Annotated in this window: 9 protein-coding genes; 2 read left to right on the forward strand and 7 right to left on the reverse strand. The window is 72.5% G+C overall.

The features are described from left to right. Positions 1 to 161 precede the first annotated feature (161 nt). The 7 genes from ACXJKF_RS11930 to ACXJKF_RS11960 all read right to left on the reverse strand — a co-directional run bounded on the left by ACXJKF_RS11930 (position 162) and on the right by ACXJKF_RS11960 (position 11,054). On the reverse strand, positions 162 to 2,231 hold the full coding sequence (locus tag ACXJKF_RS11930) for an endo-1,4-beta-xylanase (protein ID WP_456787933.1): 2,070 nt from the start codon (positions 2,229 to 2,231) through the stop codon (positions 162 to 164). A gap of 143 nt (positions 2,232 to 2,374) precedes the next feature. Continuing rightward, on the reverse strand, positions 2,375 to 3,766 hold the full coding sequence (pntB, locus tag ACXJKF_RS11935) for a Re/Si-specific NAD(P)(+) transhydrogenase subunit beta (RefSeq protein WP_456787934.1): 1,392 nt from the start codon (positions 3,764 to 3,766) through the stop codon (positions 2,375 to 2,377). Positions 3,767 to 3,770: 4 nt separating this feature from the next. Further along, positions 3,771 to 5,324, reverse strand: a complete 1,554-nt coding sequence (locus tag ACXJKF_RS11940; protein ID WP_456787935.1) for a Re/Si-specific NAD(P)(+) transhydrogenase subunit alpha — start codon at positions 5,322 to 5,324, stop codon at positions 3,771 to 3,773. Positions 5,325 to 5,441: 117 nt separating this feature from the next. Beyond that, a complete protein-coding gene (locus tag ACXJKF_RS11945; RefSeq protein ID WP_456787936.1) occupies positions 5,442 to 6,065 on the reverse strand; it encodes a MazG family protein in 624 nt (207 codons plus the stop codon). Then, positions 6,062 to 6,628: a hypothetical protein gene (locus ACXJKF_RS11950; RefSeq protein ID WP_456787937.1), complete on the reverse strand. Its 567-nt coding sequence runs from the start codon at positions 6,626 to 6,628 to the stop codon at positions 6,062 to 6,064. Before ACXJKF_RS11950 ends, ACXJKF_RS11945 begins: the two co-directional genes overlap by 4 nt. An 89-nt stretch (positions 6,629 to 6,717) precedes the next feature. Beyond that, a complete protein-coding gene (gene mfd, locus ACXJKF_RS11955) occupies positions 6,718 to 10,395 on the reverse strand; it encodes a transcription-repair coupling factor (protein WP_456787938.1) in 3,678 nt (1,225 codons plus the stop codon). A gap of 209 nt (positions 10,396 to 10,604) precedes the next feature. Next, positions 10,605 to 11,054, reverse strand: coding sequence for an adenylyltransferase/cytidyltransferase family protein (locus ACXJKF_RS11960; protein ID WP_456787939.1), 450 nt, complete (start codon positions 11,052 to 11,054; stop codon positions 10,605 to 10,607). 298 nt (positions 11,055 to 11,352) lie between these two features. Between ACXJKF_RS11960 and ACXJKF_RS11965 the strand changes: the two genes are divergently transcribed. Next, positions 11,353 to 13,395 carry a polysaccharide biosynthesis tyrosine autokinase gene (locus tag ACXJKF_RS11965; RefSeq protein ID WP_456787940.1) on the forward strand — a complete coding sequence of 681 codons (2,043 nt, stop codon included), beginning with the start codon at positions 11,353 to 11,355 and terminating at the stop codon, positions 13,393 to 13,395. Beyond that, a partial coding sequence (locus ACXJKF_RS11970; RefSeq protein ID WP_456787941.1) for a hypothetical protein occupies positions 13,392 to 13,907 on the forward strand: 516 nt, incomplete at its 3' end. The genes ACXJKF_RS11965 and ACXJKF_RS11970, both read left to right, overlap by 4 nt.

Consider the following 13,907-nt stretch of genomic DNA (forward strand, 5'->3'; position numbering starts at 1 on the left):
CCTAGTGGCGTCCGACGAGGGGCGTACCGGGACCTTCGTCCGCTGGACACCCGTCGAGGGTGCCGCACGACGGCCCGGCGACGACGGTCGCGCGGGTTCCCGACACCGCAACGGCCGACCGCCCCACGATGCAGGGCGGTCGGCCGCGGCGTCACCTCAGGTCAGGACGAGGCGCACGCGGCGCCGTTGAGCCGGAAGTTGCTCGGAGCGGTGGGCGCGCCGGGGTGCGAGGCGTTGAAGCCGATCTCCGTGCTCGCGCCGGGGGCCAGCCGGCCGTTCCAGGACGCGCTGGATGCAGCGACGACCGTGCCGGACTGCGACCACTGCGCGCTCCAGCCCTGCGTGACCTGCTGCCCCCCGGAGAACGTGAACGTCAGCGTCCAGCCGTCGACCGTCGTCGTGCCGGTGTTCGTGACGCGGACGTTCGCCGTGAGGCCGGTGTTCCACGCGTTCGTCGTCCACCGGACGGCGCACGCGGCCGGACCGCTGGTGGGGGTCGGCGTGGGCGTAGGTGTCGGGGTCGGCGTGGGCGTCGCGGTCGGCGTCGGCGTCGGCGTCGGCGTGGGCGTCGCGGTCGGCGTGGGCGTCGGGGTCGGCGTGGGCGTCGGGGTCACGCCGATCCGGGACGGGTCGACGATCCCCCAGAAAGCCGGCTTGGCCTGCAGCGCACCGTCGAAGAGCAGCGGCGCGGCACCGGCCCGCAGCCACGTCCGCGAGTCGTCGACACCCCAGATCGTCACGGACTCGAACGACGCCGCGTGCCGCTTGAGGACCGTGAACAGGTCGCGGTAGTACAGCGCCTGCTGCAGCAGCCGGTCGGCCGGCGGCGTCGTCCAGCTCTCGCCACCGTTCAGGTACGTCGAGACGTCCAGCTCGGTGACGGCCTGCCGCACGCCGAGCGCCTCGAACGCGGCGATCGTCGCCTCGACATAGCTCAACGACCGGCCGACCTCGACGTGCAGCTGGTGACCGACGCCGTCCACCGGGACACCCTCGGCCAGCAGCGACCGGACGAGTGCGACGTACGGCGTGCGCTTGTTGGGGTACTCGCTGTTGTAATCGTTGATGAACAGCTCGACCTCGGGACCGAACGCCGCGCGGGCGTACCGGAACGCGTCGGCGATGTAGGACGGTCCCAGGATCCGGTACCACTCGCTGCGCCGCAGCCCGTCGGACTGGCTCTCGTCGATCACCTCGTTGACCACGTCGAACGCGAAGATCGGGTTGCCGGCCGTGCCGAACTCGCCGTACGCGGTGCGGTAGTGGTCGGCGATCGCCTCGATGTGGGTCTGCAGCCGCGAGCGCAGCAGCGCCTGGTCGGCGGAGCTCGTCGTGAGCGCGGCGCCGTCCCGCTGGAAGAACCACGCGGGTGTCTGCTGGTGCCACAGGAGCGTGTGCCCGTACACGCGCTGACCGTGCGCCAGCGCGAAGTCGACCAGCAGGTCGGCGTCGCCGAACCGGAACGTCCCCTCGGTGGGCTGGATGGCGTCCGGCTTCATCTGGTTGCCGGGCGTGATCTGCGCGGCGTGGTGGGCGACGAGGTCGCCGCGGCCGGCGAGCACGTCGGCCGGCTCGACCGCGAGGCCGAAGGTGAACCACGGCGCGAGCGTCTGGTCGAGCTGCGGCAGCGCGAGGTCCGGCGTCACGCGCGTCGCGCTGACCACGACGTCGTCGATCAGGATGTCGGTGAGCGACGACGTCGACTCGACATACAGCAGCGCGGTGTCGAACGGACCCGGCGTGTAGCTGGCCACGACCTGCGTCCACGCACCGTTGGTGACGCCGGTGGCGGTCGCGACGGTGTCGTACGACGAGGCACCACCGACGTCGCGCTGCACGGACACGCGCAGGTCGGCGTAGCCCGTGCCGGTGGACGGCAGCCGCAGCCAGAGCCCGATCGTGTGGGTCACACCCGGCTCGAACGCGTCGGTGACGTCGATCCCGGCGCCGTGCCAGGTGGACGTGCGGCCGGTGACGAGCAGGCTCTGGGTGCCGCGCGGCGTCTCGGTGGACAGCGCGACCGTGGGCGCCGGCCCGCGGGCCACCCAGCCGTCGAGACCGTCCTCGAAGTCGGCCTGCACGACGACGGCGGGCGACGCGGCGCGCGCCGGCCCGGCGAACGGGGTCGCGGTCAGCACGAGCGCCGTCAGGACGGTGACGAGCAGTGCCGCCAGGACGCTCACGGCGAGCGGGGCGCGCCTCGCTGCTGTCGTAGGGGCAGGACGAGGCATGACGACGCTCCTTCGCGACGGGACCCGGCGCCTGAACCGCCTGGACTCGTGCCGGACGCTAGGGAGGCGGCGCACTGCCGTGCCACTGGCGAATCGGTTAGGAGCCGATCCCGTCCGCGGCCGCCGGTGCGCGGACGTGCAGGTCAGGCCTGGTGGAGCGCCTCCACGATCCGCTCCGTCTGCTCCTTCGCGTCGCCGAACAGCATCGAGGTGTTCTCGCGGAAGAACAGCGGGTTCTGCACCCCCGCGTACCCGGTGGCCATGGACCGCTTGAACACGATGACGCGGGCGGCCTTCCAGACCTCGAGCACGGGCATCCCGGCGATGGGCGACGACGGGTCGTCGAGTGCCGCTGGGTTCACGGTGTCGTTGGCGCCGATGACGAGCACGACGTCGGTGTCCGCCAGGTCGCCGTTGATCTCGTCCATCTCGAGCACGATGTCGTACGGCACCTTGGCCTCGGCGAGGAGCACGTTCATGTGCCCCGGCAGCCGCCCCGCGACGGGGTGCACGCCGAACCGGACGTCCACGCCACGGGCGCGTAGCTTGGCGACGAGCTCCGCGACCGGGTACTGCGCCTTGGCGACGGCCATGCCGTAGCCCGGCGTGATGACCACGCGACGGGCGTCGGCGAGCAGCTCCGCGGCCTCCGGCGGCTTGATCTCGTGGAACTCCCCGAGCTCGGTGTCCGCTGCCGCCACGGTCACGCCGGCCGTGCCGTACCCGCCGAGGATGACGCTGACGAACGACCGGTTCATGGCGGTGCACATGAGGTAGCTGAGGATCGCACCGGAGGAGCCGACGAGGGCGCCGGTGACGATGAGCAGGTCGTTGCTGAGCATGAAGCCCGCAGCGGCGGCGGCCCACCCGGAGTACGAGTTGAGCATCGAGACGACGACGGGCATGTCGCCGCCACCGATGGACGCCACCAGGTGCCAGCCGAGCGCGAGCGCGACGACCGTCATGAGCAGCAGGGGCCAGACGCTCCCCGTGCCGAGGAACCAGGCCAGCAGCACCCCGGACGCCACGACCATGCCCAGGTTCAGCCAGTTCCGGCCGGGCAGCACCATAGGCGCGGAGCTGATCTTCGTCGACAGCTTGAGGTACGCGACGATCGAGCCGGTGAACGTCACGGCGCCGATGAGCACGCCGAGGAACACCTCGACCAGGTGCGCAGGGTCGGCCGGTTCGGTGAGGAACGAGTTGTACCCGACGAGCACGGCCGCGAGCCCGACGAACGAGTGCAGGATCGCGATGAGCTCGGGCATCTGCGTCATCTCGACGCGACGCGCCTGCCACGTCCCGACGGTCGCCCCGACGAGGAACACGACGAGGATCAGCGACGCGGTGACCTCGACGGGCCGCTCGGAGCCCTCCAGCGCGAGCGCGACGGTCGCGACGAGCGCGAGGGCCATGCCCACCATGCCCGCGAGGTTGCCGCGCCGGGCGGTCTCCTGCTTCGAGAGTCCGGCGAGGCTGAGGATGAACAGGACGGCGGCGGCGAGGTAGACAGCCTGGGCCACGGAGGTCAGCACGGGGTCAGGCGTCCTTCCGGAACATGCGGATCATGCGGTTGGCGACGAGGAACCCGCCGAAGACGTTGATGCTGGCCACCGACGCGGCGATGACCGCGAGCACGGTCACGAGCCAGCTGTCGTCGCCGATCTGCAGGAGCGCGCCGACCAGGATGATCCCGGAGATCGCGTTGGTCTGGGCCATCAGGGGCGTGTGCAGCGAGTGGCTCACGTTGGAGATCACGTAGTAGCCGACGATCACCGCGAGCACGAACACCGTGAAGTGCCCGAGGATGACGGCCGGCGCGAACGAGATCGCGAACAGCGCCACGACGGCGAGCAGGGCCAGGACGACCGACCGGCGCTGCCGACGCCGCGCCTTGTCCTGCGCGAGGGCGGTGGCCGCCAGGGCCCGCTCCTCCGCGGTCGGCCCGGCTGCCGCGGCCGGCGCGGCGGAGACCTGGACCGGTGGCGGTGGCCACAGCACCTCGCCGTCGCGCGTCACCACCATCCCGCGCTGCACGGGGTCGTCGAGGTCGAGCACCAGCCGACCGTCCTTGCCGGGGGTGAGCAGCTGGAGCAGGTGCACGATGTTGGTGCCGAACAGCTGGGACGTGTGCTGCGGCATCCGACTGGTCAGGTCGGTGTAGCCGACGATCGTCACGCCGTTCTCCGTCACCACGGACCGGCCGGGGACGGTGAGCTCGCAGTTGCCGCCGCCGGAGGCCGCGAGGTCGATGATCACGCTGCCGGGCCGCATCCCGGCGACCATCGCCGCGGTGATGGTGGTCGGCGCGTGCCCGCGCACGAGCGCGGTGGTGATGACGATGTCCGCGTCCGCCGTCTCGGCGGTGTACATCTCCTGGGTCAGCCGTTCCTGCTCCTGCGTGAGCGCGCTGGCGTAGCCGTCGCTGCTGACCGCCTGCTGCGCGTCCTCGGCCTGCACGAACGCCGCGCCCATCGACTCGATCTGCTCGCCGACCTCGGGCCGGACGTCGAACGCGCGGACGCGGGCACCCATCGAGCCCGCGGCGCCGATCGCCGCCAGCCCGGCCACGCCTGCGCCGATGACGAACACGCGGGCCGGCGGCGTCTTGCCTGCGGCGGTCACCTGCCCGGTGAACATGCCGCCGTAGACCTCGGCGGCCTCCACGACCGCGCGGTAGCCGGCCACGTTCGACATGGTGCTCAGCACGTCGAGCGCCTGGGCGCGGGAGATGCGCGGCACCGCGTCGAGCGCCAGCGCGGTCACGCCGCGGGCGTGCAGGTCCTCGACGAGCCCCGGGCTGGCCGCGGGCGCGAGCATCGCGACCAGCGTGGCGCCCGCGCGCAGGGAGGCGACCTCGGCCTCCGTCGGCGGGTTGACCTTGGCGACGACGTCGCTGTGCCAGACGTCGGCGACGCTCCCGACCGTCGCGCCCGCGGCCGCGTAGGCCTCGTCCCGGAACGTCGCCGAGTCGCCGGCACCGCTCTCGACGACCACCTCATAGCCGAGGCCGACGAGCTGGCCGACCGTCTTCGGCGTCGCAGCGACGAGCCGCTCGCCGGGCCGGCTCTCGATCGGGATGCCGATGCGCATCGCTGCGTTCCTCCGTCGTCCAGTGGTCGGTGTCGCGCTCATCATGGCGGGCACGGGCAGGCTACGGGGTCCGATACGTCCGCGGCAAGCGCTTTCCTTCCGTCCTGCGGAGGATTCTCAGAACATCTCCTGGGCTCGCAGGTCGGCCTCCCACCCGGCCGCCGACCGGCGCAGCGCCCCCTCGGCATCGACCCCGGCGGCGTCGGCCTCCAGGACCAGCGCGAGCAGCCGTTCCCCCAGACCGTCCCCGGCGGGGACCGGCGCCGTCAGCCCTGCGCGGCCCGCCCGCCCGGCGATCTTCTGCGCCCGCGCCAGCGCACCCAGGGCCAGCGGCACGCCGTCGAGCGCCGACGCGCGCTGCTTCTCGGCGTTCTTCAGGCGGTCCCACTGCACGTGCACGTCCCCCTCGAGCGCGGCCTCCTCGAAGACGTGCGGGTGCCGGCGCACCAGCTTGGCGACGAGGTCGGCCGCCACGTCGTCGACGTCGAACGGGTCGCTCGGGTGCTCGGTGGCGATGCGCGCATGGAACACCACCTGCAGCAGCAGGTCCCCGAGCTCCTCGCGCAGCCCTGCCCGGTCACCCGTCTCGATCGCCTCGGCCAGCTCGTGGGCCTCCTCGAGCGCGTACGGCACCAGCGACTCGTGCGTCTGCTGGGCGTCCCACGGGCAGCCGCCCGGCGAGCGCAGCCGGTCCATCACGCTCACCAGAGCGCGCAGGGCGTCCGGCTGCGACGAGGTCACTTCGCGGTCGGTGTCGGCGCCGGGGTCGGGGCCGGCTCGGTGCTGCCGTCGTCGGCGGTCGAGCCCTCCGGCGGGGCGACGATCCACGGGAACGGCGCGGGCTCGGCGACCTGGAAGCCGTCCTCCAGCGACGCGAACCGCGGGTTGACCTCGATGTCGAGGTCGCGCAGCCGGGCGTCGATCTCCTCACCCATCTCGGCCGCGTCCGGGAGACCCTCGAGGTTCGTGTACGCGATCGAGTAGCGGGCCACCGCCAGCGACGGCTCCGTGAACGTGGCGGTGCCGCCCTCGACCTTCTGCTGGACCACCTGGTCCAGCAGGGCCTGGGCGTCCTCGTCGGAGACCCCGACGCCCTTCTCCTCGGCCAGGTCGACGACCGTGGGCTCCTGCACGAGGATGGCCAGCAGGTTCGTCGTCGTGGCGCCCGAGTAGTACGGCGAGAGCTCCGTCAGGGCGGCCTCGACGTCCGCCGTGGGGATGGCCGTGCCGTCGACCACCGCCGCCGCCCCGGGCTGACCCGTGCAGCCCACCAGACCAGCCGTCGTCGTCAGTGCGACCAGCACTCCCGCTGCTCGCACCCTCGCACGCCACCGCACCGCCACCGCCGGACCTCCCGCGTCGTCGCTCGTCGATCGGGGTCATCGTAGGGCCCTCACCTGCGTGCGGTGCCCACCGTCCCCACGGCGGCGGCCGCCGCCACGTCGCCGCGCACGACCGCGTCGATGAACTGCCGGGCCCAGAGCATGACCTCGCGGCCCTGCACCGGCTTGCCGCCCAGCCGCGCCGTCATCGGCCACGGCACCAGGACGGTCCGCGTGGCCGGCTTGAGGACCGCGCCCGGGTACAGCCGCTTGAGCCGCAGCTGGGCGGACTCGGGCAGGTCGACGGGTGCGAAGCGGACGAACTTGCCCTGCGCGGTGACGTCGGACAGTCCCGACGCGCGCACGTGCTGGCGGAACTCCGCGACCTCGAACAGGTTGTCGACCGCCGCCGGCACCGCGCCGTACCGGTCCACCAGCTCCGCCCGGACCTCCCCGAGGGCCGCCGCGTCCGGCGAAGCCGCGATCTTGCGGTACGCCTCCAGCCGGAGGCGCTCGTGCGCGATGTAGTCGTGCGGGATGTGGGCGTCGACGGGCAGCTCGATGGTGACGTCGGGCAGCTCCTCCTCGACGTCGCCCCGGAAGTTGGCCACGGCCTCGCCGACCATGCGGATGTACAGGTCGAACCCGACGCCCTCGATGTGCCCCGACTGCTCGCCGCCCAGCAGGTTGCCCGCGCCGCGGATCTCCAGGTCCTTCATGGCGACCGCCATGCCGGCCCCGAGGTCGGTGTTCGCGGCGATCGTCTGCAGCCGGTCGTGCGCGGTCTCCGTCAGCGGCTTCTCCGGCGGGTACAGGAAGTAGGAGTACGCGCGCTCACGCCCACGACCGACACGGCCGCGCAGCTGGTGCAGCTGCGACAGGCCCAGCAGGTCCGCGCGCTCGAGGATGAGCGTGTTCGCGTTGGAGATGTCCAGGCCGGTCTCCACGATCGTCGTGCAGACCAGGACGTCGAACCGCTTCTCCCAGAAGTCGACGATGACCTGCTCGAGCTGGTGCTCGTTCATCTTCCCGTGCGCCACCGCGACCCGGGCCTCGGGTACCAGCTCCATGAGCCGCGACGCGGTCCGCTCGATCGAGTCGACCTTGTTGTGCACGAAGAACACCTGGCCCTCGCGCAGGAGCTCGCGCCGGATGGCCGCGCTGATCTGCTTCTCGTCGTACGCGCCGACGAACGTCAGGACCGGGTGCCGCTCCTCGGGCGGGGTGGCCAGCGTCGACATCTCGCGGATGCCCGTGACCGCCATCTCCAGGGTGCGCGGGATCGGGGTCGCGCTCATCGCCAGCACGTCGACGTTGGTGCGCAGGGCCTTGAGCGTCTCCTTGTGCTCGACGCCGAACCGCTGCTCCTCGTCGATCACCACGAGCCCGAGGTCCTTGAACCGCACCTCGCCCGTGATGAGCCGGTGGGTGCCGATGACCACGTCGACCGTACCGTCGGACAGCCCGGCGACGACCTCCTTCGACTCCTTCGGTGACTGGAACCGGCTCAGCGCCTTCACCGTCACCGGGAACGCGCTGTACCGCTCGCTGAACGTGTCGAGGTGCTGCTGCACCAGGAGCGTCGTCGGCACCAGGATCGCCACCTGCTTGCCGTCCTGCACCGCCTTGAACGCGGCGCGCACCGCGATCTCCGTCTTGCCGTAGCCGACGTCCCCGCAGACCAGCCGGTCCATCGGGATCGGCTTCTCCATGTCGGCCTTGACCTCGTCGATGGTCGCCGCCTGGTCCGGCGTCTCGACGTACGCGAACGCGTCCTCGAGCTCGCGCTGCCACGGGGTGTCCGGGCCGAACGCGTGCCCCGCGGTCGCCATGCGCGCGGAGTACAGCCGGATGAGCTCCGCGGCGATCTCCTTGACGGCCTTCTTGGCGCGGCCCTTGGTCTTGGCCCAGTCGCCGCCGCCCATCTTGGACAGCGTCGGCGCCTCGCCGCCCACGTACTTGGTGACCTGGTCGAGCTGGTCGCTGGGCACGAAGAGGCGGTCCCCCGGCTGCCCGCGCTTGCTCGACGCGTACTCGATCACCAGGTACTCGCGCGTCGCCGCGGTGGCGCCCGAGCCGATGGTCCGCTGCACCAGCTCCACGAACCGCCCGACGCCGTGCTGCTCGTGCACCACGTAGTCGTGCGGGCGCAGCTGGAGCGGGTCGACCACGTTGCGACGCCGGCTCGGCATCCTGCGCATGTCCCGGGTCGACGTCCCGGCGCGGCCGGTGAGGTCCGACTCGGAGAACACGGCGAGGTGCAGCGGCTCGGCGACGAAGCCGGGGCCGACGGGGGCGGGCACGACGAGCACGACCCCGCCCTCGGGCTCCTCGGTGATGGTGCCGACGAGCCGCGCCGGAACCTCGGCGGCCTTCAGCTGCTCGACCATGCGCTGCGCCGGTCCGTGCCCCTCGGTCGCCAGCACCAGCCGCCAGCCGGCCTGCTGCAGGACGCGCACGTCGGCGACCGCCCGGGCGACCTCACCGCGGTAGCGCTCGACGTCCCGGGCGGCGATCACGAGGGTCTGCGCGGTCGCGGCCAGGTCGTCGGCCATGCGGTGCTCATGAGGTGCGAGATTGCGTGCCGCGGTGTGGCCGGTGCCCGTGTCGCCCTCGTAGAAGTCGTCGGGCTTCGCTGCCTCGGTCGCGTCGACGTCCAGCGAGAACGGCGACAGCGTCCACCAGCCGAGGCCGCGCACGGCCGCGAGCGCACGGACCTCCGCGAACGACGCGAAGCTCGCCGCCGACAGGTCCAGGGGCGTCGCCGCACCGGCCGCCGCTGACGTCCACGCCGCCTCGAGGAACTCCTGCGTGGTGGCCACCAGGTCGTGCGCGCGGCGGCGCACCCGCTCCGGGTCCACCAGCACGAGCAGGCTGTCGTCGCCCACCAGGTCGAGCACGGGCACCATCGACTCGACCAGCGCGGGCGCCAGCGACTCCATCCCCTCGACCGCGATGCCGGCCGCGAGCTTGTCCAGCATGTCGACCGCACCGGGCAGCTGCGGCACCAGCTCGGCGGCGCGCGCCCGGACCGCGTCCGTGAGCAGGATCTCGCGGCACGGCGGCGCCCACACGCCGTGGTCGGCCACCTCGAGGCTGCGCTGGTCCGCGATGGAGAACCAGCGGATCTCCTCGACGTCCTCGCCCCACAGCTCCACGCGCAGCGGGTGGTCCTCGGTGGGCGGGAACACGTCGATGATCCCGCCGCGCACCGCGAACTCGCCGCGCTTCTCCACCATGTCCACGCGCGTGTACGCCGCAGCGACCAGCCGCTCCGCGAGGTCCGCCAGGTCTACCCGGTCACCCGTGCTGATCGCGACGGGCGCCAGCTCCCCGAGGCCCTCGACCACCGGCTGCAGCAGCGCCCGCACGGGCATGACGAGCACCCGGACCGGCCCCGCGTGCCCCTCGGTCTCCGGGTGCGCGAGCCGGCGGAAGACGGCGAGGCGCCGCGCCACGGTGTCGCTGCGCGGCGACAGCCGCTCGTGCGGCAGCGTCTCCCACGACGGCAGCACCGCGACGTCGTCGGCCGGCACGTAGCACCGGATCGCGGCGGCCAGCTCGTCCGCGTCCCGGCCGGTCGCGGTCACGACGACGAGCGGTCGTCGTGCGGCGAGCGCGGCCAGCAGCGGCGGACGCACGCCCGCGGGTCCGACGACGTCGAGCTCGCCGCGCGCGCGGACGTTCTCGACGGCAGCGGCGGCGGCGGGGTCGGAGAGCAGGGCGGGCAGGAGGCCGGTGAGGTCCATGGGGTCCTTCGGTAGCGCACAGGACGGCGAGCAGCAGTCGGCGTCGCACGGGACCGTCCGAGCAACGCGAATGCCCCAGATCCAGTGGACCCGGGGTGCGTCGTCAGTCTAGGGCGCCCCACCGACACGGGCAGCGGCGCGTGCGCAGCACCGCCGACGACGGTCCCGTCGGGGCGAGCGGCCGCCGCCGCGGTCCTGCCGGGTGCGGGTCAGCCGACCTCGGACTCGACCAGCTCCGCGTCGTCGAAGACGGCCAGGGCCCGCCGCAGCGCCGTGCTGGACGTGTGCATCGTGTACGGGAAGTAGATGACCTCGACGCCGACGGCCGCGAAGTCGCGCTCCAGCCGGTCGCCCTTCGGGGTGCCGCGCCAGTCGTCGCCCTTGAAGATCACGTCGAAGCCGACCGACCGCCAGGTCTCGACCTTGTCGGGCACGACCTCCGCGACGACCTCGTCGACGTAGGAGATGTGCCGGACGATCTCCATGCGCTCCGCGAGCGGGACGATCGGGCGGCGACCCTTGGTCAGCTCCAGCATGTCGTCCGCGACGACACCGGCGATCAGGTAGTCGCAGCGCCGCTTGGCGTGCTTGAGGATGTTGAGGTGACCGACGTGGAAGAGGTCGTACGCCCCCGGGGCGTACCCGACGATTCGCGCCACGTGTCGCCTCCGCTCTTCTGGACGTCCGACCGACCTGGCCCGACCCCGTTCACGATAGGGGTGCAAGTCGGACAAAGGGGATAGTTCGTGGCGTACTTCACCCGAAGTCCACGGATGGCCCAACGGGCACGTCGGTGCTGGTGAACAGGCGTTCCACTGGTCGGGTGAATTACCTCGTATCTCCACATATCGCCCCCATCCGCCCTCACCATGGCGTCGGCACATCCTGGACAATCGATCCGGGCCCATACCGGTGCCGTGAACCATCGATCCCGTCCGTGATCGAGGAGGGGTGACCATGGAACCGAGCGAGTACCTCGCTCTGCTGCGCAAGCACTGGCTGATGATCGCCATGCTCGGCGTGATCGGGTTCGTCGGCGGCTACGCCTACTCCCAGACGATCCCGCCCAGCTACCGCGCGACGGCCTCGCTGTTCGTCTCCGAGCAGGCGGGCGCCACGGTCGGCGAGTCGCTCCAGGGGTCCACGTACGCGCAGAACCGCATCGAGTCCTACGCCCAGCTGGCCACCAAGGCCTATGTGCTGGACCCGGTCATCCAGGAGCTGGGCCTGGACACGACGGCCCGCTCGCTCGCCCACTCGGTCGAGGCGACCAGCCCGATCAACAGCCTGATCCTCGACATCTCCGCGGTCAGCGGGAACCCCGCGAAGTCCGCGGACATCGCGAACACCGTCAGCACCGAGCTCGCGCGGGCCGTGGAGCGCATCGAGGGCGCCGGCAGCGACGACGACACGACCCCGCACGTCGGGATGACGGTCATCTCCCCCGCCACGGCGCCGTCGTTCGCGTTCACGCCCAACACCAAGCTCAACGCGGCGACGGGACTCGTCGTCGGCCTGGCCATCGGCGTCGTGCTCGCCCTGGCCCGCACCATCCTGGACACCCGCGTGCGGACCCAGAAGGACATCCGCCGCGTCAGCGACGTCGCCGTGCTCAGCACCGTGCGCTACGACCGCAAGTCGGCGCACGAGGCGGCCGTCATGCGCAGCCAGCCGTTCGGCGACCAGGCCGAGGCGTACCGCCGGCTGCGCACCAACCTGCGCTACCTGAACCTGCGCGGACCGAACCGCTCGATCGTCGTCACCTCCTCCCTGCCCACCGAGGGCAAGACGACGACGTCGATCAACCTGGCCTGGGCGATGGCGGAGGGCGGGGCGCGCGTCCTGCTCGTCGACGCCGACCTGCGCCGGCCGTCGATCGCCCGGCACCTCGGGATCGAGGGCACCGTCGGGCTCACCACGGTGCTCATCGGCGAGGCCACGGTGGCCGACGTCGTGCAGCGGTGGGGCGACATGCTCGACGTCCTGCCGTCCGGCCAGGTGCCGCCGAACCCGAGCGAGCTGCTCGACTCGACGACGATGGTCGACCTGCTCGCGGACCTCGCCGCGTCCTACGACGTCGTCATCCTCGACTCGGCCCCGCTGCTGCCCGTCACCGACGCCGCGGTCCTGTCCCGGCTCACCGACGGCGCGCTCGTCGTCGTCGGGTCCAAGCGGGTGCACCGCCACCAGCTCGCCGACGGTCTCGCCACGCTCTCGACAGCCGGGGGCCGCGTCCTGGGCCTCGTCTTCAACCGCGTGTCCGGCAAGGACGTCGGCGCCACCTACGTCTACGGGTCCACCCCGCACGCGACGGCCCGCACGCACGGGAAGGACGCGCGCCCCCAGCGCGTGTCCCGGCGCCCGCGCGCGAACCGCGGCGAGGTCACCGCCGTCGGGACGAGCCCGGTGTTCCCGAAGGACATCCCCGTCGCCACCGCCACGCCCACCCCGGTACCGGCTCCCGTCGAGCGCGCGGAGCCCGCCGGGGACGTGGACGAGCTCGACGCGTCGCGCGCGTCGTCGAAGTTCGCCGCGCACGTCGCCGCACGGGTGGTCTCGCCGTCGAGCGTGGCGACCGTCCCGGTGGAGACCGGCGGGGAGGTCGCCGCAGCCGCTCAGGAGCCCCGCCCGGCCGACGCCCAGCCCGCCGACGCCGAGCCGGTGGCCGAGCGGGCCGACGCCGAGCAGGCCACCGTGCCGACGGAACAGCCCGTCGAAGGACCCGCTCGGACAGCCGGGCACGCGACTGTCGCGCTCGACCAGCCGGCCGCACCGACGGGTCACCACGTCCGTGCCGCCACACTCGACGAGCCGCGACCGGCGACCGTCGCCGTCCTCGAGCCCGACGACTCCGACGCGACGCTCGCGTCCGCCGCCGAGCCGACCCTCGACGGGCACGACCCGGCGGCGGAGCCGGAGCGGGCCCTCGACGAGCGTGACGCGGCCGACGAGGTCGAGCACCGCATCCAGGTCGTGCCTGCGGCCCCCTGGCGGCCATGAGCATCGCCGACGCCCCCGTCACGGTCGCGCACCGACCGCGGACGCAGGGCGCCGGGTGGACGTCGAGCCAGATCCTGGCGTTCGGCGGGGTCGCGGCGATCACGCTCGCGTTCCCGGTCAAGGACGCGATCACCAGCGCGACGCTGGTGTCCGTCGCGCTGGCGCCCGTGTGGTGGCGGGCGACCAAGCAGTTCGTCGGCGCGCGGGTGCTCATCGGGCTGGGTGCGCTCGCGCTCCTGTCGGGGCTGTGGCTCAGCGCTGTCGCGTCCTCGGACCACGCCGTGAACCCGCTGGTCGTGCGCTCCACGACGCTGCTGATGATCGGGGGCTTCTGCAGCATCGGGCTGATCCTGTGGGCGCGCACGGTGCTGTCGTTGCGGGTGGTCGGGCTCGCCGCCGCGGCCGGGATCATCGCCCGGCTCGCCGTGGTGGAGCCGCCCAACCCGGTCAACCCGTGGAAGCACGGGATCTCCTACGCGCTGATCGTGCTGCTGCTCGCGCTGGTCCTGCGC

It is taken from the genome of Cellulomonas sp. P5_C5 (assembly GCF_054049655.1).